Consider the following 24,602-nt stretch of genomic DNA (forward strand, 5'->3'; position numbering starts at 1 on the left):
AGCGAAGGTTGGTGTTGCAAAATCCTGCACAAGTCTACCAGACCAATCAAGTTACGACAGCAACGCCAGGTGAGCTGACTCTGATGCTCTACAACGGGGCGATTAGATTCATTAAACAAACTAGACAAGCCATTCTCGATAAAAAACCGGAGAAAGCCCACGAATGCAATATTCGCGTACAGGATATACTCCACGAGCTAATGTCGAGCCTAAACCGGGATGTGCCGATATCTGAACAGTTTATTACTATGTACGATTACATGCTCCGCCGTATGGTTGAGGCAAATGTGCGGAAAGACGTGGAGATCCTGAACGAAGTTGAATCCCTGTTTGGAGAGTTTCGTGATACTTGGAAACAAGCAATGAGTCTCGCTAAAAATCAGGGTCAAGCTGTGGAGCAGCCATGAAGGAGACAACACTAGAACCATTATTGGAACGTCTCTTGGCATTAACCTTGGGTTTAGAAAAAAGCGTGAATGATGCACAGGAAGACCCTGACGTCTGGGTTAAAATACTCGAGGAACGTCAAGGTGTTATGGATAGCATATCCGGAATGCTTGCAAATGGTGAGGTATTGTCCGAACATCTTAAACATCAGTACATCGAAAAGGCTTACCAATGCGATCAAAAGATTTTGCCTATCTTGAATAAAAAAAAGGAAGAACTGGCAACTAAAATCGGGCAACTAAATAGAAGTAAAACTGTTAACCTGCAATATCAGGGGTACGGGAACATAGCCAGCTACGGGGCCTTTTTCGACCAGAAAAACTGAAAAAGTATATTGGGAAGATATTTTACCATCTCGAGGATAATTGATAAAGACATTCTGATTACATAAACAACGGAAGGTAAAGGATACATCTATGATTAATATGCCAGCTTTCGAGAAAGACTTTGAATATGAAAATAATTTTTATCTATCGTGTGATCCAATTCGTATTGGAAAATTGATAGCTCATTATGAATTATTCAAAATGACTCTTGACATCCCTGGAGCGATTGTCGAATGTGGCGTATTTAAAGGGGCCTCTTTTGCTAGATTTGCAATGTTTCGAGATCTATTTGGAAACGATTTTACAAAGAAATTAATTGGATTTGATATTTTCGGAGAGTTCCCTGAAACTGATTATGAAGCGGATAAAAAGTTTCGTAATAACTTTATTACTACCGCCGGTAATCAAAGTATAGGGAAAAACCAGTTGATGCAAGTTTTATCACACAAGGGGATATCGAAGAACATTGAATTAATTGAAGGCGACATTACTGTTACTGTTCCAGAGTACATCAAGTCACATCCAGAATTAAAGATTTCCCTTTTAAACCTTGATACAGATATTTATGAACCGGCCGTTACCATTTTAGAGCATTTTTACCCAAGGATCGTAGAAGGTGGAATTCTGATTCTGGATGACTATGGTACGTTCCCAGGGGAAACGGCGGCCGTTGACGAATATTTCAAATTTAAAAAGGTAAAGATACGCAAGTTCCCTTATTGTATGACTCCGTGTTACGTAATTAAGGAATAGCTCCCTTTATAAGTATAGGAGAGTAATTGAAAATCCTACTAAAACTGGGTTTCCAGTTGGGTAACGTTAAGTGATTGAATGAATAGCAATCCGATAATTACAGCCAAGGATTCGCTTAGCTGATTCCGTGGCTGTTTTGTTTGTCGAGGATGATGCTTACCCGAAGTCAGTGGTACATTATATAAAGAAAGGATGTATTAAATTGAATGTATTTATTTCCCAAAAAGATAATTTTGCCCAAAACTTTGGAATAGTTTTGCGCTCCTCCGCTATTTTTTATTATAAATATTCTTCTCAAGTAAAGACGACCATCTCTTTTATGGATTATTGGAGACAGAAGAGGGGGATCATCGTTACTGTAATTGCCACAATCCGGGAATCGACCGGTAAATTAATAGGACGAGAGGAACTAATTTTTAATCAAGGAACTGTCATAAATTATAGCCCTAGAATAGACACTCTTCAAGAATTCGAAGGAAGTGTTGAAATAGAGGTATTTAGTACCCAAAATTTGGTTATCCCATACGCTGCTATCATGGCTGTTTACGAAACTCCAAAAGGGATTTCTATGGTGCATAGTTATTCCCGGACATATTCGCAACATGAGATTGAAGAAAGAAAAACGATTACCCAAGGGGAAGAGGCCTGCTGGACTCTTCGTGATACCGAATTGGTTAGATCATTTTGCGTGTTTCATAATGGTGGTAAAACTCAGTCAGCTCAAAAGGCTATTTTACGTGTAATTGGTCCAAATAACCAGATTCGCGAAGCGACTATTGAGCTTGGTGAGCTTCAACCTTATGCAACGGTCAAAGTTTACCCGTCTGATCATATCCAGGGGCTTGCTGAATGGTTGAAAGGCGAATACGGAAATGCGAGTATCTCCTTCAAAGTTGAAGATGCTTTCACTCGTCTCCTGATAGGAAACGAGACAGTGGATGGAAGTGACCTGCAAGTAACCCATTCCAATTTCAATTATTCTATCCATAAAACTGATTCTATTGATTCAAACGACGCCATGGCCTACATGCACATACCTGGTTGTAGTGTTGATGAAAAAGAAACGATTATTTATCCGGAATCCGATCCAGGTGAATATAAGGTTACATACATGCAAATAGAAAGGGAGTTTAAAACCGGTGAACCAGTTGTAATTCCTGTTAAGGATGGGGTAATGACTTTTACCAAAAACGGCGGTTATCTTCCAACACGCCTAGTGACAGGGTTAATTTGCGAGAATCCTAACGGTCTATTGCCGGCAGAGACAAGTCTCGGTGTGATAACAAAGTTAAGACCTCCGAAAAGAATGTGGTGGTGTATATGTGCCTCTGATGAAGAACGTAAGACTTCATTAATTATTCATGATATTCCTGAAGTTTATGGAAGGGGACCAATTTCATTATCTATTCGGCTCTTTTCTGGTAAAAGGCAGGGATTTATTGAAAAGAAATATGATAATGCATTATGCATAGATTTTAGTAACGGTGTCGATATAAGTGAGATTTTTCCTCAAGCAAGGGAGTATTTAGATAACGAATTTGGCTATGTGACTATATTTAGTGAATATGGTGGACTTTATTGCTACACAATGATAAAAAACCTACAAGGATCTCATACTTTGGAACACGGATTTTAAGAGAATGTTCATTACTATGCAAAGTCAAAAAAACGGCCGGGACCCCCCGACCGTTTTTCCTTTCCCCCCTGCCAAAATCCCACCTACACACTCACATCAAGCTGCTTCCCCAGCGTCGGATGAGGTGCCTCCACCGCCGCTTGCATCTTGCCCATATCCTCGATCATAACAGTCGCCTGGGCAATCTGAGTCGCCTGAAGCATTTTCATCACCCCAAGACTTACCGTATGCTGCAGCTGGCTAAGCTGAAAATTCATCTGTTCACCTCATTTCTTTCTGATTATTTTTGTTATCGGCTTGGAACACCCGAGAAATTAACCGGAACCGCACGACTTGCTGCATTTTTGTCCTGACAGGGTATGATATACTAGCAGCAAGACAAGAGACCGGGGGTTGATTACATGGATGAGGTTCTGACGATCCTGCGTGCCATTCAGGAAAATCAACATGTGACGAACGCAAAGCTGGATGCTTTGACCCTTGATGTACGAAGGTTGGAAGGCGATGTAGCCGAACTGAAAAAAGACATGGCTGCCTTGAAAGAAGACGTAGCGGACCTGAAAAAAGACGTAGCTGTCTTGAAAGAAGACGTAGCGGAACTGAAAAAAGACGTAACCTTGCTTAAAGCTGATGTAGCCGACTTAAAAAGAGAGGTCACTGTCCTTAAACAGGATGTAGCCGATCTAAAATCCGATGTATCCGATTTAAAAAAACAAACCGCGGATTTTTCTAAACGCTTCGATAATATGGAAGTCGATCTCAAAATCATGCGCGAGGACTTCTGGATTCAGAAACGCGAATTGCAAAAAGTAAAGGAGGCCGCAGGATTGGAATAATCCATTCAGCGGCCTATTTTCTACTTGCAAGAATAAATACTCTATTTCTAATATTAATCAAAGAGGAATTTTTCCCGCTTTTATAGAACCTTTAGTTACCGGCAGCTGCATTATTTGGCAGTTCGCCGGCAAGAAAACATGTGCGCTTTTCCCCAGCTTGTGCACAAGCGCTTGTGGATAATGTGGACAACTCTGTGGAGAACGCCAATTTCGCGGTCTTTTGATGTGGACAGATTGGGGAAAGGGTAAAAGGGGGGCTTTTGAATCATGAAGCTGAAGAGAAAAAAGCGTTGGCTGGCAGCCTTTTCACTGGCACTGTGTCTCGGTTTGTTGGTGACGGGATGCGGCAGCAGCGGAGGCGGCGGAGCGGCACCGGCAGCGGGCAGTGAGAAGCCTTCGGAACCGGCTGGCGGCAGTCAACCTGCGGAGGGAGGTGCCAAGTCAGGGGGCACGGATTCCTCTGCAGCCGAGAAGGTTTACGTCGTCGGGACAGATGCAGCCTACCCGCCGTTTGAGCAGGTGGAACCGGACGGAAAGATCACCGGGTTTGACATGGATGTAATCCAAGCTGTGGCAGATGCTGCCGGATTCAAAGTCGAGAAGAAACACACCGGTTGGGACGGCGTGTTCGACGGAATCGACAAAGGGACCGTCGACATCGGGATCTCCACGATTACCATTACGGATGATCGCAAAAAGAAATACGATTTCTCCGATCCGTACTTTGAGACCAACCAGTTGATCCTGCTGCCGGAAGATTCGACCGTAACCAAACTGGAGGATCTCAAGGGCAAAAAAATCGGCGTGCAGTCTGCGACTACCGGGGAATTTATTGTCCAGGAGGCTTTTGGCAAGGCTTATGAGGGACTCAAAGGGTATGACGACCTGCCGGGAGCGGTTGACGACTTTTTCAACAAGCGGCTGGATGCGGTTGTCGCCGATGACGGGGTCATGATCTACTATGCCACCAAAATTGCCGGGAAAAAGTACAAAACCTTAAAGGATACTTCGTTCCCGGCGGAATACTACGGCATCATGGTGAAAAAAGGAAATCAGGAGCTGTTGGACAAAATCAACCAGGGCATCAAGACGATTAAGGATAACGGGAAACTGGAAGAACTGCGCAAACAGTATTTCGAAAAATAACGGACCGCCTGGCGGGCAGGCCAATGAGTTTGCCCGCCGTTTTGCCGACCGGCGCTTCAGAAGGGAGGAGTTCATCTGGACTGGTCTGTTGTGTACGAATACCGGGAATTATTTATTAGAGGGTTCTTCTATACCATTATTTTGACGAGCGTGGGAATTGGCTGCGGCACCATTTTGGGGTTGTTCTTCGGCCTTGGCAAGATGTCGTCCAATCCGATTCTCAGTGTTCCTTCCCTCGTTTATGTCGAGATCTTTCGGGGAACGCCGCTGTTCGTGCAAATTCTGTTGATTCACTACGCGATCATTCCTTCGATCTGGGAGTTGTTTACTGCCGATCCGCCGCCCAGTGCGCTCTTTACAGGATTTGTCGCGCTCTCGCTCAATGCAGCGGCCTACATCGCCGAAATTTTCCGGGCCGGGATTCAATCGATTGACGTCGGGCAGATGGAAGCGGCAAGGTCCTTGGGGATGACCAAAGGGCTGGCGATGCGCCTCATCGTCATTCCGCAAGCATTCGTCCGGATGCTGCCTGCGCTTGGCAACGAGTTTATCGCCCTGTTGAAGGATTCCTCGCTTCTGGCGATCATTGCCACCTCCGAGCTGGCCTTCGCCGGGATGACGGTAGCCAAGAGCACATTTGAGCGGTATCCGCCGTATTTGACCATCGCGGCCATCTATTTGGTGCTTACTTTATTCCTCTCCCGAATCGTCGTCAGAGGGCTGGAAAAGCGCTATACACCGCGTTAAAACGTCCGTTTGACTTTGTATCTGGCGTAGTGATATAGTCAATTTATGGGATGTCTATCTCAAGTTTTCAAACAGAAAGGAACGTGTATTGATGTTAGGTAAAGTGAAATGGTTCAATGCTGAAAAAGGCTACGGCTTCATCGAGCGTGAAGACGGCGGCGACGTATTCGTTCACTTCTCTGCAATCCAAACAGATGGTTTCAAAACACTGGACGAAGGTCAATCCGTTGAATTTGACATCGTAGAAGGCGACCGTGGCCCGCAAGCAGCGAACGTAGTTAAACTATAATATGGCAAACCAAACAGCCCCTTGATCTTCAGTCAAGGGGTTTTTCGTTTTTTCACATTTCCCCGTCGGGAGGGGGACACGTTTGTAAAGATTTTGTAAATATTTTTTAGATGGAGCGGACAGGATTATCGGGGGTAAACCGAGAATAAGTTTATCATAGACGGAAGGAGGTTAGATACCATGAAGATGCATATTCGTGGTGAAAACATTCAGGTTACAGAAGCTCTGCATGATTATGTAGAAAAAAAGGTCGGCCGTCTTGACCGCTATTTTGACACCTCGCAAGTGTCAGATGTACAAGTAACCTTGCGATTCCTCCGAGGAGCGGGGACCATAGAGGTCACCATCCCACTTACCGGCGGCGGTATTTTGCGGGCTGAAGACACCCATGAGGACATGTATGCCGCCATTGACCTTGTCGCCGAAAAACTGGAACGTCAAATCCGAAAGCACAAGACAAAGTTAAACCGGAAAATGCGTTACGATTCTTCTGCCAAAGTCGTGGCCGCAGGCTCAAACGCCATTGCATTGGCGGATACAGAAGAGGATTTTGATACCGAAATCGTCAGGGTCAAACGATTTGACCTGAAACCGATGGACGCCGAAGAAGCCGTCATGCAGATGGATATGCTGGGACACAACTTCTTCGTTTTCCAAAACAGCGTCACCAATGAAGTGAATGTGGTCTACCGGCGAAACGATGGAAGGTTCGGCCTGATAGAACCGAAGTAAGGAGATAAGAAAAATACGGATACAAAGGGAGTTGTCTACTGGCAGCTCCCTTTACTTGTTTTCCCTTCTTCACTTTTGCTACAATAGTTTGTTAGATGGAGATATTTGTTTCCCGCAGATAGAAACGGCGCTCTCTACAAAAGCGAGAAGCCGTGGAAGGAGTGTCCTATGTTAGGGCTTAAGAAACTTTTTGGTGATTCGAATGAACGCGAAGTCAAAAAGATGTTTAGACGGGTCGAAAAGATAAACGCTTTAGAGCCGACCGTTGCTGACATGACAGATGAGCAGCTAAAAGAAAAAACAGCGGAATTCAAGGCTCGCCTGGAAAACGGGGAGCAGTTGGACGATATTTTAAATGAAGCGTTTGCCGTCGTGCGCGAGGCTTCAAAGCGCGTATTGGGCATGCGCCATTTTGACGTGCAATTGATCGGCGGGATGGTCCTGCAGGAAGGCCGGATCGCGGAGATGAAGACAGGGGAAGGGAAAACCCTTGTCGCGACGCTTGCGACTTACCTGAACGCCCTGGTGGGAAAAGGCGTTCACGTTGTCACGGTCAACGAATACCTGGCCGAACGCGATTCGACGATCATGGGCCAGCTGTACAACTTTCTCGGATTGACGGTCGGCCTCAACAAGACCGGGATGTCTTCCGAGGAGAAGCGGGCTGCCTATGCCTGTGATATCACTTACGGAACGAACAACGAATTCGGTTTTGACTACCTGCGCGACAACATGGTGCTATATAAAGAACAGATGGTGCAGCGACCGCTCCATTACGCGATCATCGACGAGGTGGACAGCATTTTGATCGATGAGGCGCGGACGCCGTTGATCATCTCTGGCTCGTCTCAGAAGTCGACAGAACTGTACTATATCTGTGCCCACTTCGTCAAGCGTCTGGAGCCGGAGACCGATTATACCATCGATGAAAAACTAAAGATTGTGTCACTTACAGACGAAGGCGTAAGCAAGGTGGAGAAGGCGTTCAACATCGAAAACCTCTACGACACCGCCCATATGACGCTGAACCACCACATTACCGCCGCGTTGAAAGCACAGGTGCTGTTTAAGCGGGACGTAGACTACGTCGTCCAGGAAGGCGAAGTCGTGATCGTCGACGAGTTTACCGGCCGCCTGATGGTCGGGCGCCGCTACAGCGACGGCCTGCACCAGGCCATCGAGGCAAAAGAGGGCCTGCGCGTCCAAAGCGAAAGTATGACGCTGGCGACGATTACCTTGCAGAATTACTTCCGGATGTACAAAAAGCTGGCTGGTATGACGGGGACAGCCAAAACGGAAGAAGAGGAATTTAAGAAGATCTACGGGCTGGATGTCGTCGTGATCCCGACGAACCGGCCGGTTATCCGCAAAGATTTGCCGGATTTGATCTACAAGACCGAAGCGGCCAAGTATCGTGCGGTCGTCAATGAAATCGTCGAGCGGCACAAAAAAGGGCAGCCGGTACTGGTCGGTACGATCTCGATCGAAAACTCGGAAATGCTGTCCCAGATGCTGAAGCAAAAAGGCGTTCCCCACAACGTCTTGAACGCGAAGCAGCACGCTCGCGAAGCTGAGATCGTAGCCCGGGCCGGGCAATTCGGCGCCGTGACGATCGCTACGAACATGGCAGGCCGCGGTACGGATATTCAATTGGGCGAGGGCGTTGCCGAGGTAGGCGGCCTGCACATCCTGGGTACGGAGCGCCATGAGAGCCGCCGCATCGACAATCAGCTGCGCGGACGTTCCGGACGCCAGGGAGACCCGGGTTCGTCCCAATTCTTCCTGTCCCTGCAGGATGAGCTGATGCGCCGCTTCGGGGCAGAAAATATCATGAACATGATGGACCGCCTCGGGATGGAAGAAGACATGCCGATCGAAAGCCGCTTGGTGTCACGGGCTGTAGAATCCGCCCAAAAGCGGGTGGAAGGCAGCAACTTCGACGCCCGAAAAGTGGTTCTGCAGTACGACGACGTGATGAACCAGCAGCGCGAAGTCATCTACAAACAGCGCCGGGATGTGCTGGAGAATGAGAACCTGCGCGACGTCGTGCTGGGGATGCTGTACAGCGTGATCGAGCGCAATGTAGAGGCTTACTGCCCGAAGGAGGAAGTGCCGGAAGAGTGGGATCTGCAAGGTCTGCTCGAAGTGATCAACAACACGCTGCTGCGTGAAGAGACCATCACGCTCAGCGATTTGAAAGGCAAGGAAGCAGAAGAGATCCTGGAATTCGTCAAGGCCGAAATCGAACGCCAATTCGCCAAACGCGAGGAAGAGATCGGCGACATGATGCGCGAGTTCGAGAAAGTCGTCGTATTGCGTGCCGTCGACAGCAAGTGGATGGATCACATCGATGCGATGGATCAGCTTCGCCAGGGTATTCACCTGCGGGCTTACGGACAGACAGATCCGCTGCGCGAGTATCAATTTGAGGGCTTTGAGATGTTCAATGCGATGATTGCCAGCATTGAGGAAGAAGTCGCGATGTACATCATGAAGGCAGAGGTAAGCCAAAACCTGGAGCGGCAGGAGGTCGTTAAAGGGCAAGCGGTTGACCAGAATTCATTGAAAGCCTCCGGCCCGAATGAACGGCCTAACGCGGCTACCAGCGGTGATGCCGACCCGAAAAACCGTGCACAGCGCCGGGCTGAAGCACAGGAAAAGAAACGGCAGATCAAACGAATGAAGTAAACAAGAAATGAACAGCTTGCCATCGTCCTTTGCGGCGGCGGCAACTTTTTTTGCATTTTTTAGTACCAGGTACTATAATCTAATAATAAAACCTAATCACAAATGGAGGGATATACCTTGAACATTCAAAATACCGCGGCCAAAGCGCGGATCACAGCGATTGGAACTTATGTGCCGGAACGGAGATTGACTAATTTTGAGTTGGAGCAGATGGTAGATACAAGCGACGAGTGGATCGTACAGCGGACCGGGATACGCGAACGGCGCATTGCGGGGCCGGACGAGTATACCAGTGATCTCTGTGTGGCGGCGGTCAAGGATTTGACCGAACGTTACGGCAAATCGGTCGCTGACGTCGACTTCATCATTGCGGCAACGACCACGCCGGACTACCCTTTTCCCAGCGTCTCCAGCCAGGTTCAGGCAAGATGCGGGATTGAGCAGGCAGGGGCGATTGATATTAGTGCGGCATGTGCTGGATTCACTTATGGGCTGCATCTGGCCAGCGGGTTGATTGCCTCGGGATTGCATAAGAAGATCCTGGTGATCGGCGGAGAAACCTTGTCGAAAGTGACCGACTATCACGACCGTACCACCTGTATCCTGTTCGGAGACGGAGCAGGGGCGGTACTGGTGGAGCGGGACGAGGAGGTATCAGGATTTTTAGCCGCACATGTAGGCTCCAAAGGAGAGGGAGGCGTTCATCTCTATCGCAGCGGCTTGTCAAAGCAGATGGGCGAAAAGGAGTTGGCCGGAAATGGCTGCATCGTCCAGAATGGCCGGGAGGTGTATCGCTGGGCAACGACGACTGTCCCGGTCGGGATGAGACAGGTGATGGAGAAGAGCAGCTTGCAGCTTTCAGACGTGGATTGGTTTATTCCGCACAGCGCCAATTTGCGGATGGTCGAATCGATCTGCGAAAAATCCGGCTTCCCGATGGAGCAGGCGCTGTACAGTATGGAGCTTTACGGAAATACTTCATCGGCCAGCATCCCGCTGGCGCTGGATAAAGGCTTGAAAGACGGCAAGGTAAAGACGGGAGACGTACTGCTGTTGTACGGGTTCGGCGGCGGCCTGGTCCACGCCGGTCTGCTGCTGCGCTGGACCATCTAAGAGAAGTCCCGGCCCTTGGTTTTATCGCGTAATTTGGCTACAATAGAACGTAGATAAAAAAGAAGGTGGTATCGATACATGGCATTAATTGATGTGGCAGATGTCAAGCAAGAGCTGGCAAGCATGGCTAAGCGTTTAGCGGATATTAGGGGGTCTCTTTGACCTCCCGGTAAAACAGGAGCGAATCGGCGAATTGGAAGAGCGGATGATCGCTCCGGACTTTTGGGACGACAATGAGGCCGCACAGAAAACCATCAGTGAATTGAACGCGTTGAAGCATCTGGTGGATAAGATGAACCAATTGGACTCATCCTACGAAGATATGCAGGTCATGTTGGAACTGGCGGTAGAGGAAGGAGACGCTTCCCTGATCCCCGACCTATACGACAGTACGCAAGAATTGAAGAAAGAGCTGGAAAACTTCGAGTTGGAACTGCTGCTCAGCGACCAGTACGATAAAAACAACGCCATCCTGGAGCTTCACCCGGGTGCTGGCGGCACCGAATCACAGGACTGGGCATCCATGCTGCTGCGGATGTACACGCGTTGGGCGGAAGATCACGACTTTAAGGTCGAAACGCTGGATTACCTGCCTGGTGATGAAGCGGGTGTGAAAAGCGTAACTCTTTTGATCAAAGGGTATAATGCCTACGGGTATTTAAAATCGGAAAAAGGCGTACACCGGCTGGTTCGCATCTCTCCGTTTGACGCTTCCGGCCGCCGTCACACATCGTTTGTCTCCTGCAACGTCTTGCCGGAGATCGAAAAAGATACGGAAGTGGATATTCGCAGCGAGGACCTGAAAATCGATACGTACCGCTCAAGCGGGGCTGGTGGACAGCACGTAAACACGACGGACTCGGCGGTACGAATTACACACCTGCCCACCGGGATCGTCGTCACCTGCCAGTCAGAACGTTCGCAGATCAAAAACCGCGAGCGGGCGATGAAGATGCTCGCTGCCAGACTGTTTGAACGGCAGCGGGAAGAACAGGAAAAAGCGTTGGCGGCCATCCAGGGCGAGCAAAAAGATATCGCCTGGGGAAGCCAGATTCGTTCCTACGTGTTTCATCCGTACAGCCTGGTGAAAGACCACCGGACCAATGTGGAGGTCGGCAACGTACAGGCTGTAATGGACGGGGAGTTGGATACTTTTATCGACGCTTTTCTCCGCTCCCAGTTGAAAACTTCATCTTGAGTGCATATGACTGCCCTGCCGCTGCTTGGCGGGGCGTTTCCATGAAGTTCACCAATTCGTTAGATTTGCCAATCGGTGTAAGTGATATACTTAGCAGTGGAAAATCTACCATTTTGGAGGAATGACGTCCGATGATGTACGTTGCCATGCTGCCGATTATCGACGAGGCTAAAAACAGCCAATTTCGTCCTGCACACTTGGAGTATATGAACAAGTTGTTTTTGGAAGGGAAAGTCGTCATGGCCGGGCCCTTTACTGACAAACGCGGGGGTATGGTGATTTACCGGGCGGACACCTGGGAAGAAGCACTGGCGCTGGCACAAGCTGACCCGGTCATAGTCGAAGGGGCACGCACGTTGGAATTGCGGGAGTGGAGCCCGCTGTCTTTCCCGCTGGGCTGAGGTCCCAAGCATATGGCGCTGATGTCGCTCAGGGGAAGGAATAGCTTTTCCAAGATGGAGTTATACTTTGAGAAGCACAAGAAATTCGTCCCCTGATGGATGTCTTTCTTCCACGATACAAGGAGGTAACACCATGAAACGATTTTCATTCTTTTTGCTCGCAGGCGCAATGGTCCTGGTACTTGGAGCATGTGGTAAGTCTGCTGCACCGACTCCGCAGCAGCCTGCTACTCCCCCTGCGGAACAACCGTCAACCGGCGCTCCGGCTACGGGTGGCGAGACGACAACGCCGACTACTGAACCTGGAGCGACTGCTGGTGAGTTTGACGCAGCCAAAGCGGAAGCTGTCTTCAAGCAAAACTGCTCCAGCTGCCACGGTGTCGACCTGAAGGGCGCTGTCGGACCAGACCTGACGAAAATTGGGGATCAACTGAGCAAAGACGATATTTTAGGGGTCATCAACAACGGGAAAGGCATTATGCCGAAAGGTCTTGTATCGGGTGCAGATGCTGATAACCTGGCCGCTTGGCTGGCATCCCACAAATAAGAGAAGAGCAAACCAACAACCACTTTCGATAAGAAGGTGGTTGTTTTTTTTATGTATTGTTATTATATTTAATGTATAAATATACAGTAGGGGGAGAGGGAATGATCCGAGCTGGAATTGTCGGTGCGACCGGATACAGCGGAATTGAGCTTGTGCGCTTGCTGTCCGGCCATCCGAATGTGCATATTCAGCGATTGTATACGAGTTCGGCTGCTTCCGAAGGGGAGGCGTTGGCCAAGGTTTTTGGACACATCGAAGAGCTGCAGCTTCCCGAGCTTCAGGCGATTGACACGAAAAGTATGATGGACGACACGGATGTGATTTTTTTGGCCACTCCGGCGGGCGTAAGCGCGAAACTGACACCCGAACTGCTTGAGGGTAACTGCAGGGTGATCGATCTGTCTGGAGATTTTCGGTTGAAGTCAGCCGATCAGTACCGAAAGTGGTACAAAAAAGACCCGGCGCCAGAAGAACAGCTGGCCAAGGCGGTATACGGTTTGCATGAATGGAACCAGGAAGCGATCGCCGGCGCGGCCCTGTTGGCCAATCCCGGCTGCTATCCGACTGCCGTGCTGCTGGCATTGATCCCGCTCATCAAAACCGGCTGGGTCAATCCCGACAGCTTGATCGTTGACGCTAAGTCAGGGGTATCAGGAGCGGGACGGGGAGCGTCGCTCGCCGTGCACTTCAGCGAGTTGAATGAGAACTTCTCCGCTTACAAGGTGGGTCAGCATCAACATACTCCCGAGATTGAGCAGGAACTTTCCCGGTTTGGCCAGGAGAATGTCATGGTGCAGTTCACACCCCACCTGGTTCCGATGACGCGGGGTATCTTCGTCACAGCGTACGCCCAGCTGGAAGCGGGCAAATCGCTCGAAGAGCTGCAACAATTGTACGAATCCGCCTATGCTGACAAACCTTTCGTCCGTATCCGTCCGGCTGGCAGTTATTTGCGAACCAAGGATGTATACGGTTCGAACTACTGTGACATCGCCTTGCATCTGGACGAGCGGACAGGACGGGTCATTGTCTTGGCCGTGATCGACAACATGGTAAAAGGTGCGGCCGGCCAGGCGGTACAGAACATGAACACGATGTTTGGAATGGCGGAAACAACGGGATTACTACTATCCCCTGTGTTCCCATAGGAGGGCGAGATGGGCTCAATACTGGTGATAAAATGCGGTGGCAGTACGATGGAGCAGCTCCCTGCCGACTTTTTTCAGGCGATGTCCGAACTGCAGCAAACAGGTCATCAGCTTGTGATCGTGCACGGCGGCGGACCGGCGATCAATGCGATGCTGGAAAAAGTGCAGATTACACCCCGCTTTGTAGACGGGTTGCGCTACACCTGTGAAGCGACCTTGGAAGTCGTCGAAATGGTCTTGTCCGGTTCGATCAACAAACAGCTCGTGCGCCGCATCAGCCAGTCCGGCGGCAAAGCCTGGGGAATGAGCGGCGTAGACGGCGGTCTCATTACAGCCCGGCAAACCGAGAGGCCGCTCGGGCTGGTCGGCGAGATTGTGCATGTGGAGTCAGCCATGCTGAAACATCTCCTCGAGCTGGGGTATATCCCCGTCGTCGCGCCGCTTGCCGCCTCTGCAGACGGTCAGAATGTTTACAATTGCAATGCGGATGTAGCTGCGGGAGCCGTCGCCGCGGCACTGGGTGCGGATAAACTGCTGATGGTGACAGACGTTCCCGGCATTTGCCTGCCGCAAGCCGACGGGGAAATGCAGGTAAAGAGTGAGACAGACCCGGCAGAAATCAATCAGCTGATCGAGAAGGGGATCATCTACGGGGGGATGATTCCCAAGGTACAGTCGGCCGTTGACGCATTGCAACAAGGCGTGGGACAGGTGGTTATCTGCCGGGGAACGGCGGCGGATTTGCGCGATGCCGTGATCGGGCGTCCGGTAGGCACAGCGATCAAAAGCACCCTATTGCAGTGAATAAAGGAACGGGGGAAAAGGAGCATGGAGGCAACTGAGAAAACATTCCGTTTGATGAATAATTATTCCCGTTGGCCGGTTCGCCTGGTCAGAGGGCAGGGCAATACGGTGTGGGATGAAGCGGGGAAGTCCTACCTTGACTTTACATCCGGCATCGCTGTAGCGTCCCTGGGCCATGTGCCGCCGCGTGTTACCAAACGGCTGCACGAACAGGTGGATACGCTGTGGCATACGTCCAATCTGTTTGAACACCCGCTGCAAGAGCAGGCAGCTGATGCTTTGACCCGGCTCTCCGGATTGGATCGCGCCTTCTTTTGCAACAGCGGAGCGGAAGCCAACGAGGGAGCGATCAAGATAGCCCGCCGCTTTGCCCAAAAGGTGAAGGGAACAGAGCGGTACGAGATCATCACCTTCCAGCAGTCGTTTCACGGGCGGACGCTGGCGACTTTGACAGCAACCGGGCAGGATAAGGTAAAGGACGGATTTGCACCGCTTCCGACGGGGTTTAAGACCATCCCGTACAATGACAGCGAAGCATTGCGGGCGGCTATTTCCGACAAGACCTGCGGGATTTTGCTGGAGTTGGTGCAAGGAGAGGGCGGCGTTCATGCCGCTGATCCCGAGTGGGTGAAGGAAATTCGCCAACTGTGCGATCAGCACGGCCTGTTGATGCTGGTAGATGAAGTACAGACCGGAATCGGCCGCACAGGCGAATGGTTTGCCTTCCTGCATTACGGGATCAAACCGGATGTCGTCTCCCTGGCCAAAGCGTTGGGCAGCGGTTTTCCGGTGGGAGCAGTGCTGGCCACCGAACAGGCGGCAGAGGCGTTTGCCCCAGGCACCCACGGAACGACATTTGGCGGAAATCCCCTGGCGATGGCGGCCGCGCTCGCTACGCTTGAGACGATCGAGCAGGAGAACCTGCTTGCCCGGGTGCGGGAAAAAAGCGGAGAGCTGGAGAAACGGTTGAAGCAGCTTCAGCAGCAGTTGCCGGAACAGGTGGTATCTGTGCGCGGAAAGGGCTTATTGCTCGGAGTGGAGCTGACCCGGCCGGCGGCAGATGTGATTGCCTATGCCCGGGATAAAGGGCTGTTGATCCTGTCAGCGGGGCCTCAAGTGATCCGCCTGCTTCCTTCGTTCATTACGACCGAGGAGGAGATCGCCCATGCCTGTGAGGTGCTGGCAGAGGCGATTCAACATCAATAGGATAAGCAGCTCCATGCAGCACAAGGTTGCTGGGTGCACGAATAGGACGCGGGCCATCCCGCGTCTTTTTTTGTAGGGAGGCTGTCCTTTTGACCATGAGAAAAGGGAACCCCGCAAGGTTCCCGAACAATCTTCTTCCCACTAGTTCAATCTCACGGCCATGCCTGTAATGACACCTGCAGCGTCCCTTGAGAATCGAATTCCGATACGCTCGCCATTTCCTTCGGAGATGGCTGCCATATCCGTTAAGCCTGTTTCCCCTTCTTTGAACAGCACGTCTACGGAAAGCGAAACGCTGGTGCCTGCATATTCATAGCGGAGCATGCCATCCTTGTCGGGAGTCACTTTTTTCATGGATTCTGGGATGACAACAGCATTTTTCCAATCCTTTGCTGCAGCATCGCCAACCGTCGAACCCTCGGCGGGTTCTTGCAATAATTGTTGCAAATACTTTTCAGCCTGGTCGTGATCCGCCTTTTTTACGTCTAGAGGCAAATTGAAAAGTGCGTTGCCTCCGCTGTACTCCGTATTGCGGCTGATTTCTCCCGTTTTTTCATCATAATGAAAAGCATTGATGTCATAAAATGCACTGGTGCTTACGGCCAAATAAACCCCTCTGTCAGCGAATTTTTCGATCCCGTCTAATTCTATCAATCTGTACGTGACCCCGTCTTTTACAAATTCGCTATAGCCGCCATTCATTGAAGCGATGTTCACCAGCCATGGCTTTTGACCTTTAATGAGTGGAGAAACAAAGAAAGGGGTTTTTCCATATTCTTCATCCTGAGTATCTGGCATTTTACTGCCATCTTGCTTTTCTATAGAGACTACAGCATAGGTTCTGTCTGGATGGATCTCACTTGCCGACCCTCCAAAATCGCTTAAACCTTTGCCGGATACGATGCCAAGGAATGTGAATGTAAAACCGCCCGAAACAATCGATTCGTTGGCCGTAATGGCATGTTCCTGGTCAAATGCACGGGCAAGCGCTTGGTCTCCCAGTTGCTCGGCAATTTGCCTGGTATTGAGAAGGTGCGAAGCGGCCAAGGCTGTTATGGACGTTGTGACAGTTATTGCTGCAGCAATCAGTGCAACGGATAGTCTTTTCTTAAATGGTTTTTTCATCTCGGCTCTCTCCTTAAAATGGTTCATTACCTTTTGGTTTAATTCATCACTTGGCTGAATGGTTGAAGATAAGGCTTGTCTCAAAAGTTTATCTAATTGCTCATCTTTCATATTGACTTCGCCTCCACAAATTTTTTCAATTCTTGTCTGCACTTGTGCAGCCTGCTTTTTACCGTCCCGGGTGGAATATTCAATGCCGATGAGATCTCTTCGATGGACATTTCAGCCGTATAATACATGTACAATGGGACTTTTAATTTATCGTTCAGCGAATGTGCTGCCATTTGTAGCATCGCCCGAAATTCATTGGAGATGGCGATCTCTTCGGGGGTAGCTTGATCTATGAACCGGTGATGGTTCACATCATCATGCAGTTCCTTTTTTGGTGCTATTCTTTCTCGCCAGGCATGTTTTCGGATCTTGTTCTTCCATAGCTTTGAAGCGATGGAGATGAGAAATGCTTTTGGCTTCTGATCCATATCAATTTTGTGACACAGCTCCGTCGCTTTCAGGAATGTCTCTTGATACAGGTCATCTGCATCAGCCTTGTTCTTTACAAGCATGTAACAAAATCCATAAACAGCCTTGCCGTGCTGCTCTACGAGCTCATGCAAATCAGATATACCCAAGCTGCCCCTCCTTTCTGCATACATTTGAATCAAAGAGGCCTCTCACCTATATATTGTCATGGCAAGATATAAGGTTCATTTCGTTTTTTCCGTCTTTTTCTTCCGCTTGTCCTGAAAAATACATTATAATACATATCAGTAAATTCAAAATGATCATTCGAGGAGGAAATTGACATGGCAAACGTAAAGCAAACAGCACTGAAGGGGATACTCGCCTTCTCCCTTTTGGCAGGCGGCTTTGTAGCGGGGAATTTTTTGCCTGTGGCCGGGGCAGACCAGACGGTGCAGCAAGGCGCCGGAGTAAAGGCGGAATCGCGGTTGGATCAGATCGTTGCCCAAGGGTACATTCGCGTAGGCACCGCAGGAGATTACAAACCCTTTACATACCTGAATCCCACGACGGGAGAATACGAGGGCTACGACATCGACGCCGCCAAACAATTGGCCGAAGCGCTGGGAGTGGAAGTGCGCTTTGTGAAAACGACCTGGCCTACCTTGATGGACGACTTGCTGGCAGATAAGTTCGATATCGCCATGGGCGGAATCACCAGAAACTTCCAGCGGCAAATCAAGGCCCATCTCTCGCAGGCGTACTACCTGGACGGGAAGACAGCGCTGATCAACGAAAAAAACAAGGATAAATTCAAGAGCCTGGCAGATATCGACAAGGCTGGCGTGACGATTGCCGTCAACCCTGGCGGAACCAATGAAAAATTTGTCCGTGCCAATATCAAGCAAGCCAAGATTACTGTCATTGAAAACAACATGGATATCCCCGGCCTGATCGCGGAAGGAAAATACGATGTGATGTTTACGGACGGCGTAGAGGCGAAGTACTACGCCAAGCAGGACAAACGTCTGTATGCCGGGTTTACCGATCACCCTTTCACGCATGACGACAAGGCGTATTTGATGCAGCGGGGTGACGCGATCTTTCAAAACTTTATCAACTTCTGGGTCGAGGAAATGAAGGCAAAGGGCGGATTCGAAGAGCTCGAAAAAAAGTGGATCCAGTAAGGGTGCCGGACAGATGCAATCGGAAAAACCGATTGCATTTTTATTGATCTGTATGTATAATAATTCACAGTTACGAATATGTATACGATTATAGAAAAGTGCGTCAACTGTCTTGGAGAGGAGATGGAACAATTGGAAATGTACGCACAATCAAACGGAGCTGGATATATCACCTTGACGACGGGGGAAGTCTTCAGCGGGCGGCTGTACGGGGCTCCGCTGGCGGCGACTGGTGAGGTGGTTTTTTATACAGGTATGACTGGATATCAAGAGGTGATGACCGATCCGTCCTTTGCCGGGCAGCTGGTCACCTTTACGTATCCGCTGATCGGAAACTACGGAATCAACGATACCGACTACGAGTCGGGAAAGCCGGCCCTGTCTGGCATGATTGTGGGCGATCTGTGCGAGAAGCCCAGCCACTACCGGGCGAAGTACTCGCTGGCACAGGCAGCGGAGCGCTTTGGCTTTCCCATCCTCGCGGGCATCGATACGCGGGCGATAACCAAAATAGTCCGCACCCGTCACCTGGTGCACGGCGTAATCAGCGACAGGCCGCTGACGCCGGAAGAGATGTCAGCGTACCGCTGGGATCACGCGAAAAAATCCCTGGTGGCAAGCGTTTCTTCTGCGAAGCAGATTCACTACCCCGGCAAAGGCGAGCATGTCGTGATCGTAGATCTGGGCATGAAGCAGTCGATTGCCGATGCGCTGGTGGAACTGGGCTGCAGCGTGACAGTCGTGCCGTTTGACACCAGCTTTGCCGAGATCGAAGCGCTGAAACCTGCCGGCGTCGTGCTGTCCAACGGGCCGGGTGATCCCAATGACTTGATGGCGTACTGCAGCGAGTGGCGCAAGGCGGCGGAGAGATTTCCGACACTGGGCATCTGCCTCGGAAATCAGATGCTTGCCCTGATGTTCGGCGGCCGGACCGGGCGCCTGCCTTTCGGGCACCGCGGCGGCAACCATCCGGTCGTAGAGCTGGCGACAGGGAAGGTCTACATGACTTCGCAGAACCACGGCTACGTCGTGCAGGAGGAATCGCTCGATCAGCGGCAGTTGGAGGTTACGTACCGCAATGTCAATGACGGTTCGGTAGAAGGTCTGCGCCATTTGTATTTGCCGATTACCGGCGTGCAGTTCCATCCCGAAGCCCATCCGGGCCCAAGCGATACATCGCATATTTTGCAGCAGTTTACCAAGTCCTTGCAGTTACAGGGAGCGAGAAACTATGCCTAAACAAGAACACATCAAAAAAGTGCTGGTGATCGGATCGGGTCCGATCGTGATCGGGCAGGCGGCAGAATTTGATTACGCAGGTGCGCAAGCCTGCCTGTCTTTAAAAGAAGAAGGAGTACAAGTCGTCCTCGTCAACAACAATCCGGCGACGATCATGACAGACGAGCAGATGGCCGACAAGGTGTATCTGGAGCCGCTCACTGTGGGGTCGCTGACGAAAATTATTGAAAAAGAGCGGCCAGACGGCCTGCTGCCGACACTGGGTGGCCAGACCGGGCTTAATCTGGCGGTGGAATTGGCAGAAGCCGGAGTGCTCGAAAAGTACCAAGTCTCGCTGCTCGGGACACCGCTTGACGCGATTCAGAACGGAGAGGACCGCGAACTGTTTAAAAAGATGATGGCGGAAATCGGCGAACCGGTGCCGGAGAGCACCACCGTGCAAACGGTTGAGGCGGCGCTGCAGTTTGCCTCGCAGATCGGTTACCCGGTCATCGTCCGTCCCGCGTATACCCTCGGCGGCGCCGGCGGCGGTATCGCAGGAGATGAAGCCGAATTAAAAGCAGCGGCTGCGCGCGGAATCGCCGCCAGTCCGATCGGACAGATTCTCGTCGAACGCAGCGTCAAGGGCTGGAAAGAGATTGAATACGAAGTGATGCGGGACGCAAACAACACCTGCATCATCGTTTGCAACATGGAAAACCTTGATCCAGTGGGAATCCACACCGGGGACAGCATCGTTGTCGCCCCTTCGCAGACCTTGACCGACCGCCAGTACCAGATGCTGCGCAGCGTATCCGTCAAGGTAATCCGCGCCCTGGGAGTGGTAGGAGGATGCAACATACAATTTGCGCTAGACCCGGAATCTGACCGGTATTATCTGATTGAAGTAAATCCGCGGGTGAGCCGGTCCAGTGCCCTGGCATCAAAGGCTACCGGCTATCCGATTGCCCGCATCGCTTCCAAATTGGCGCTCGGCTATCGCCTGGACGAGGTGCCCAACCCGATCACGGGCCACACCTACGCCAGCTTTGAACCGGCGATCGATTACGTCGTCGTCAAGATCCCGCGTTGGCCGTTTGACAAGTTCGTCACGGCAAATCGACTGTTGGGCACGCAAATGAAGGCGACCGGCGAGGTCATGGCGATCGGAAGCAATCTGGAGGCCGGGCTGTTAAAAGCAGTCCGTTCACTGGAGATCGGCGTGCAGCATCTGTCACATCCCGAGACGGAGGCCATGTCTGACGATGCGCTCAAAAAGGAGCTTGCCGAAGCGACGGACATCCGCTTGTTTGCCTTAGCGGCGGCGATCCGACGGGGAATGCCGGAGGAACAACTGCATGAGATTACCAGGGTGGACCCTTTCTTTTTGCGAAGCATCCAGCGAATTGTGCGGCTGGAAGATCTGCTCGGCCAGACCGGTTTTGACCAGCTTGATCCTGAACTGCTGCAAGAGGCAAAGCACCGCGGCTTTACCGATAAGACCATCGCCCAGCTCACCCGGACAACGTCCGAAGAGGTGCGGGCCAAGCGGTTGGCGTGGGGCATTTTGCCCAGCTATAAAATAGTAGACACGTGTGCAGCCGAATTTGATGCCGAAACTCCTTACTACTACTCCACCTGGAAGGGTCATGACGAGGTGACTGAACAGACGGGACGCAAGGTGCTGGTATTGGGGTCTGGTCCGATCCGCATCGGACAGGGAATCGAATTCGACTACTGCTCCGTGCATGCAGCCAAGGCCTTGCAAGCGCAAGGAATTGCCGCCATCGTCGTCAACAATAACCCGGAGACGGTCAGCACCGATTATGAAACAGCCGATCATCTCTACTTTGAACCGCTGACAGTGGAAGACGTGCTGAATGTGGCGCAGCGGGAACAGGTGGAAGGCGTGATGGTCCAGTTCGGCGGCCAAACGGCGATTAACCTGGCACTGCCATTGGCCAAGGCAGGACTTGCCGTGATGGGAACGCCGCTTGCCGCGGTGGAACGCGTCGAGGACCGGGAGCTGTTTTACGAATTGCTGCGCAGCCTCAAGATTCCGCACATCCCCGGAAAAGGGGTATCCTCTTTGGCGGAAGCCCTCGAAACGGCTGAACGCATCGGCTATCCGGTGCTGCTGCGCCCCTCCTATGTGATCGGCGGCCAGGGCATGACGGTAGCGGAAAATCAGGCAGAGCTGACAGAGGCGGTTGAAGGCTGGCTGACAGCGGAGCGGGAGGCCAATTTCTTCCCGCTGCTAGTCGACAAGTTTATATCCGGACTGGAAGTGGAAGTGGATGCCGTCAGTGACGGAGAGAACGTCATCATCCCGGGTATTTTTCAGCACGTGGAGAAGGCAGGGATCCATTCCGGAGACAGCATCGCCCTGTTCCCGGCTCCCGGGTTGACCGGGGAGCAGCGGGATGCGCTGGTAACCTATACGAAGCTCATTGCCAAGGAGATGGGCGCCGTAGGGTTGGTGAACATCCAGTTCGTTATCGGCGACGGCACGGTGTACGTACTCGAGGTAAACCCGCGGGCATCGCGGACCGTCCCGATCATCAGCAAAGTGACAGGCGTGCCGATGGTAGAGCTGGCGATCCGGGCCCAGTTAGGAGAAAAGCTGGCTGACATGGGATACGGTCTCGGGCTGCTTCCCGACATCCCGTTTGCAGTCGTAAAGGCGCCGGTATTTTCTACAGCCAAACTGCTCGGGGTCGATCCGGCTCTTGGACCGGAGATGAAATCAACGGGCGAAATCCTCGGCTTGGGCCGGTCGTTTACGGCTGCGGCTGCCAAAGCGTTCCACTACAAAGACGGGATTATCTCTGCGCTGAAGCCGGGCGATCTGCTGCTGCTGTCGCTGTCGGCAGGCGACAAGCATCGCTTCCAGCCGCATCTGGAGAAGCTGCTCGCTGCCGGCGTCCAGTTTGCGGCAACGCCGGGAACCGCCCGCTTCCTGCGGGAGAACGGTGCCGAACCGGTCATGGAAGTAGCGGACGAAAGCAGCTGTCTGCAGGTAATCGGGGAGCACCGGGTAGCCCTGTCGCTGATCACCGCGACCAAGGGCAACCGTCAGGGACGCTTTGGGTTTGCCTTGCGCAGCTTGTGTCTGCAAAAAGGAATTCCATTATTTACGGCTTTGGAAACATTTGCCCTGTTCATACAAACATGCCTGGAAGGGGAGAGTGACGAACATGAATCTTGCGAAGATATCAGAGAGCTGGCCAACCGTACAACCGTCGGTCTTTAAAGGCAAGGATCTGCTGCGGATTGACGAATTTTCCGGTGATGAGCTGCTGTATCTGCTGCAGTCGGCCCTGCACCTGAAACAACTGCAAAAAAGCGGGCAGCAGCACCAACCGCTTAAAGGAAAGACGCTGGGGATGATTTTTGACAAAGCATCGACTCGCACCCGGGTCTCTTTTGAAGTAGGCATGTACCAGCTTGGCGGCATGGGCATGTTCTTGAGCGGCAAGGAGCTGCAGCTTGGACGGGGAGAGCCGATCAGCGACACGGCGCAGGTACTGTCCCGCTATATCGATGCGATCATGATTCGCACCTACTCCCATGCCGATGTGGAGCAGCTGGCAAAATATGCAAGCATTCCGATCATCAACGGATTAACGGACATGTTCCACCCCTGTCAGGCGTTGGCCGACATGATGACGATCCTGGAACACAAAGGCCGTTTGCAGGGCGTCAAGCTGGCTTATGTAGGGGACGGGAACAACGTAGCCAACTCGCTCGTCCTCGCCGCTGCCCTGCTCGGGGTGGATGTGAGCGTAGCGGCTCCCGCCGGGTACAACATGTCCGAGGAGATCGTCAAGACGGCGCAGCAGTACGCCAGCGAAAGCGGCGCTTTGCTGACGTTTACGGACGATCCGGTACAGGCTGTCACGGGTGCTGACGCCATCTACACAGACGTATGGACCAGCATGGGCTTCGAGGAGGAAAATGAAGTGCGGCTCAAGGCGTTTCAAGGATATCAAATCGATGAACAGCTTGCCCGTTATGCCGCTGCAGACTACATCTTCCTGCACTGCCTGCCGGCTCACCGCGGCGAAGAAGTTGCGGCAGAGATCATTGACGGCGGACATTCGGTTGTCTTCGACCAGGCGGAAAATCGCTTGCACGCGCAGAAGGCAGTATTGGCGGCGTTAATCTAAAAGCAAGCAGATAAAACGATTGTTCTCTCGCGACAACACTGTTCAAAGAGCACAGAGCGAGAGTGAACAATCGTTTTTTTTGCTTGAAAAGCTTCTTCTCTAGTAAAACTCGACAACTTCTGCAAGAAGACTGCGATCAAAGCTTTTCTTACGGCAAAATCCGATCAATTTCTAGGAAAAAAGAACTATTTTCTGAAAAGTCTATTAAAATATGAAATTGATGATTGCCGAAATTTGTCATTTCCATGTAAAATAAACACAAAAGATAGGGACTCCAACAAGGAGGGATCAAGATGAAGAAGCTATTTACAGCTATTCTCTTGGTCGCAGGAATCGTGGCTGCGACTTCAGCAAACTGGCACATCGGATAATTGCAGAAGTGAATGCCTGGAAAACACCGCTAGAAAGTGGTGTTTTTCACTTCATA

Annotated in this window: 24 protein-coding genes; 21 read left to right on the plus strand and 3 right to left on the minus strand. The window is 51.2% G+C overall.

Annotated features, from left to right (window positions below; all coding sequences use genetic code 11):
* Positions 1–11: 11 nt before the first annotated feature.
* The 4 genes from fliS (at position 12) to ACI7RC_RS04205 (ending at position 3,162) form a co-directional block, all read left to right on the plus strand.
* Positions 12–407, plus strand: a complete 396-nt coding sequence (gene fliS, locus ACI7RC_RS04190) for a flagellar export chaperone FliS (protein ID WP_408106972.1) — start codon at positions 12–14, stop codon at positions 405–407.
* Positions 404–772, plus strand: a complete 369-nt coding sequence (locus tag ACI7RC_RS04195; RefSeq protein WP_408106973.1) for a flagellar protein FliT — start codon at positions 404–406, stop codon at positions 770–772. Before fliS ends, ACI7RC_RS04195 begins: the two co-directional genes overlap by 4 nt.
* A gap of 91 nt (positions 773–863) precedes the next feature.
* Positions 864–1,526, plus strand: coding sequence for a TylF/MycF/NovP-related O-methyltransferase (locus tag ACI7RC_RS04200; protein ID WP_408106974.1), 663 nt, complete (start codon positions 864–866; stop codon positions 1,524–1,526).
* A 202-nt stretch (positions 1,527–1,728) separates the two neighbouring features.
* Positions 1,729–3,162 (plus strand): hypothetical protein, encoded by a 1,434-nt coding sequence (locus ACI7RC_RS04205; protein WP_408106975.1) that lies wholly within the window; start codon positions 1,729–1,731, stop codon positions 3,160–3,162.
* An 83-nt stretch (positions 3,163–3,245) separates the two neighbouring features.
* On the opposite strand, the gene ACI7RC_RS04210 is transcribed toward ACI7RC_RS04205, so the two are convergent.
* Positions 3,246–3,419 carry a polyribonucleotide nucleotidyltransferase gene (locus ACI7RC_RS04210; RefSeq protein ID WP_408106976.1) on the minus strand — a complete coding sequence of 58 codons (174 nt, stop codon included), beginning with the start codon at positions 3,417–3,419 and terminating at the stop codon, positions 3,246–3,248.
* 144 nt (positions 3,420–3,563) lie between these two features.
* Here ACI7RC_RS04210 and ACI7RC_RS04215 point away from each other — a divergent pair, with 144 nt between their 5' ends.
* The 13 genes from ACI7RC_RS04215 (at position 3,564) to argD (ending at position 16,017) form a co-directional block, all read left to right on the plus strand.
* The gene (locus ACI7RC_RS04215; RefSeq protein WP_408106977.1) at positions 3,564–3,998 is read left to right on the plus strand and encodes a hypothetical protein; all 435 of its coding nucleotides are present in this window, start codon (positions 3,564–3,566) and stop codon (positions 3,996–3,998) included.
* Positions 3,999–4,265: 267 nt separating this feature from the next.
* The gene (locus ACI7RC_RS04220; RefSeq protein ID WP_408106978.1) at positions 4,266–5,144 is read left to right on the plus strand and encodes a basic amino acid ABC transporter substrate-binding protein; all 879 of its coding nucleotides are present in this window, start codon (positions 4,266–4,268) and stop codon (positions 5,142–5,144) included.
* A gap of 75 nt (positions 5,145–5,219) precedes the next feature.
* Entirely contained in the window at positions 5,220–5,891 is a 672-nt protein-coding gene (locus tag ACI7RC_RS04225; protein WP_408107045.1) for an amino acid ABC transporter permease, read from the plus strand.
* An 88-nt stretch (positions 5,892–5,979) separates the two neighbouring features.
* Positions 5,980–6,180, plus strand: coding sequence for a cold shock domain-containing protein (locus ACI7RC_RS04230; RefSeq protein WP_408106979.1), 201 nt, complete (start codon positions 5,980–5,982; stop codon positions 6,178–6,180).
* A 180-nt stretch (positions 6,181–6,360) separates the two neighbouring features.
* A complete protein-coding gene (gene hpf / locus ACI7RC_RS04235; protein WP_408106980.1) occupies positions 6,361–6,912 on the plus strand; it encodes a ribosome hibernation-promoting factor, HPF/YfiA family in 552 nt (183 codons plus the stop codon).
* Positions 6,913–7,080: 168 nt separating this feature from the next.
* Entirely contained in the window at positions 7,081–9,600 is a 2,520-nt protein-coding gene (gene secA2 / locus ACI7RC_RS04240; protein ID WP_408106981.1) for an accessory Sec system translocase SecA2, read from the plus strand.
* Positions 9,601–9,717: 117 nt separating this feature from the next.
* Complete coding sequence (locus ACI7RC_RS04245) at positions 9,718–10,713, plus strand: ketoacyl-ACP synthase III (protein ID WP_408106982.1); 996 nt, start codon at positions 9,718–9,720, stop codon at positions 10,711–10,713.
* A gap of 78 nt (positions 10,714–10,791) precedes the next feature.
* Positions 10,792–11,911 (plus strand): peptide chain release factor 2 gene (gene prfB, locus ACI7RC_RS04250; protein WP_408106983.1). Its coding sequence is split into 2 segments (ribosomal slippage): positions 10,792–10,872 and positions 10,874–11,911, totalling 1,119 coding nucleotides; the frame shifts between segments, so codons are not numbered across the junction.
* A 131-nt stretch (positions 11,912–12,042) separates the two neighbouring features.
* Positions 12,043–12,312 carry a YciI family protein gene (locus tag ACI7RC_RS04255; RefSeq protein WP_408106984.1) on the plus strand — a complete coding sequence of 90 codons (270 nt, stop codon included), beginning with the start codon at positions 12,043–12,045 and terminating at the stop codon, positions 12,310–12,312.
* Between the two features lie 133 nt (positions 12,313–12,445).
* Positions 12,446–12,859 (plus strand): c-type cytochrome, encoded by a 414-nt coding sequence (locus ACI7RC_RS04260; protein WP_408106985.1) that lies wholly within the window; start codon positions 12,446–12,448, stop codon positions 12,857–12,859.
* A gap of 101 nt (positions 12,860–12,960) precedes the next feature.
* Positions 12,961–14,007 (plus strand): N-acetyl-gamma-glutamyl-phosphate reductase, encoded by a 1,047-nt coding sequence (gene argC, locus ACI7RC_RS04265; RefSeq protein ID WP_408106986.1) that lies wholly within the window; start codon positions 12,961–12,963, stop codon positions 14,005–14,007.
* Between the two features lie 9 nt (positions 14,008–14,016).
* Positions 14,017–14,811 carry an acetylglutamate kinase gene (argB, locus tag ACI7RC_RS04270; RefSeq protein WP_408106987.1) on the plus strand — a complete coding sequence of 265 codons (795 nt, stop codon included), beginning with the start codon at positions 14,017–14,019 and terminating at the stop codon, positions 14,809–14,811.
* 24 nt (positions 14,812–14,835) lie between these two features.
* On the plus strand, positions 14,836–16,017 hold the full coding sequence (gene argD / locus ACI7RC_RS04275) for an acetylornithine transaminase (protein WP_408106988.1): 1,182 nt from the start codon (positions 14,836–14,838) through the stop codon (positions 16,015–16,017).
* A 141-nt stretch (positions 16,018–16,158) separates the two neighbouring features.
* On the opposite strand, the gene ACI7RC_RS04280 is transcribed toward argD, so the two are convergent.
* Positions 16,159–17,253, minus strand: coding sequence for a hypothetical protein (locus ACI7RC_RS04280; RefSeq protein WP_408106989.1), 1,095 nt, complete (start codon positions 17,251–17,253; stop codon positions 16,159–16,161).
* Positions 17,250–17,771: an RNA polymerase sigma factor gene (locus ACI7RC_RS04285; RefSeq protein WP_408106990.1), complete on the minus strand. Its 522-nt coding sequence runs from the start codon at positions 17,769–17,771 to the stop codon at positions 17,250–17,252. Before ACI7RC_RS04285 ends, ACI7RC_RS04280 begins: the two co-directional genes overlap by 4 nt.
* Positions 17,772–17,945: 174 nt before the next feature.
* On the opposite strand from ACI7RC_RS04285, the gene ACI7RC_RS04290 reads away from it, so the two are divergent.
* The 4 genes from ACI7RC_RS04290 to argF all read left to right on the plus strand — a co-directional run bounded on the left by ACI7RC_RS04290 (position 17,946) and on the right by argF (position 24,175).
* Positions 17,946–18,788 (plus strand): transporter substrate-binding domain-containing protein, encoded by an 843-nt coding sequence (locus ACI7RC_RS04290; RefSeq protein ID WP_408106991.1) that lies wholly within the window; start codon positions 17,946–17,948, stop codon positions 18,786–18,788.
* A gap of 132 nt (positions 18,789–18,920) precedes the next feature.
* On the plus strand, positions 18,921–20,027 hold the full coding sequence (locus tag ACI7RC_RS04295; RefSeq protein WP_408106992.1) for a carbamoyl phosphate synthase small subunit: 1,107 nt from the start codon (positions 18,921–18,923) through the stop codon (positions 20,025–20,027).
* Complete coding sequence (carB, locus tag ACI7RC_RS04300) at positions 20,020–23,259, plus strand: carbamoyl-phosphate synthase (glutamine-hydrolyzing) large subunit (RefSeq protein ID WP_408106993.1); 3,240 nt, start codon at positions 20,020–20,022, stop codon at positions 23,257–23,259. Before ACI7RC_RS04295 ends, carB begins: the two co-directional genes overlap by 8 nt.
* A complete protein-coding gene (gene argF, locus ACI7RC_RS04305) occupies positions 23,204–24,175 on the plus strand; it encodes an ornithine carbamoyltransferase (RefSeq protein WP_408106994.1) in 972 nt (323 codons plus the stop codon). The genes carB and argF overlap by 56 nt, the downstream gene beginning before the upstream one ends.
* Positions 24,176–24,602 lie beyond the last annotated feature (427 nt).

Origin of the sequence: Brevibacillus sp. B_LB10_24 (assembly GCF_046036945.1) — a bacterium.
In the GTDB taxonomy this organism is placed as follows: domain Bacteria; phylum Bacillota; class Bacilli; order Brevibacillales; family Brevibacillaceae; genus Brevibacillus_C.

Coding starts and splice junctions, on each gene's coding strand:
- ACI7RC_RS04280 (WP_408106989.1), bottom strand. CDS start 17,253: ATGAAAGATGAGCAATTAGATAAACTTTTGAGACAAGCCTTATCTTCA.
- ACI7RC_RS04255 (WP_408106984.1), top strand. CDS start 12,043: ATGATGTACGTTGCCATGCTGCCGATTATCGACGAGGCTAAAAACAGC.
- secA2 (WP_408106981.1), top strand. CDS start 7,081: ATGTTAGGGCTTAAGAAACTTTTTGGTGATTCGAATGAACGCGAAGTC.
- argF (WP_408106994.1), top strand. CDS start 23,204: ATGAATCTTGCGAAGATATCAGAGAGCTGGCCAACCGTACAACCGTCG.
- hpf (WP_408106980.1), top strand. CDS start 6,361: ATGAAGATGCATATTCGTGGTGAAAACATTCAGGTTACAGAAGCTCTG.
- ACI7RC_RS04215 (WP_408106977.1), top strand. CDS start 3,564: ATGGATGAGGTTCTGACGATCCTGCGTGCCATTCAGGAAAATCAACAT.
- ACI7RC_RS04290 (WP_408106991.1), top strand. CDS start 17,946: ATGGCAAACGTAAAGCAAACAGCACTGAAGGGGATACTCGCCTTCTCC.
- ACI7RC_RS04260 (WP_408106985.1), top strand. CDS start 12,446: ATGAAACGATTTTCATTCTTTTTGCTCGCAGGCGCAATGGTCCTGGTA.
- argC (WP_408106986.1), top strand. CDS start 12,961: ATGATCCGAGCTGGAATTGTCGGTGCGACCGGATACAGCGGAATTGAG.
- ACI7RC_RS04220 (WP_408106978.1), top strand. CDS start 4,266: ATGAAGCTGAAGAGAAAAAAGCGTTGGCTGGCAGCCTTTTCACTGGCA.
- carB (WP_408106993.1), top strand. CDS start 20,020: ATGCCTAAACAAGAACACATCAAAAAAGTGCTGGTGATCGGATCGGGT.
- ACI7RC_RS04195 (WP_408106973.1), top strand. CDS start 404: ATGAAGGAGACAACACTAGAACCATTATTGGAACGTCTCTTGGCATTA.
- argD (WP_408106988.1), top strand. CDS start 14,836: ATGGAGGCAACTGAGAAAACATTCCGTTTGATGAATAATTATTCCCGT.
- ACI7RC_RS04200 (WP_408106974.1), top strand. CDS start 864: ATGATTAATATGCCAGCTTTCGAGAAAGACTTTGAATATGAAAATAAT.
- ACI7RC_RS04210 (WP_408106976.1), bottom strand. CDS start 3,419: ATGAATTTTCAGCTTAGCCAGCTGCAGCATACGGTAAGTCTTGGGGTG.
- argB (WP_408106987.1), top strand. CDS start 14,017: ATGGGCTCAATACTGGTGATAAAATGCGGTGGCAGTACGATGGAGCAG.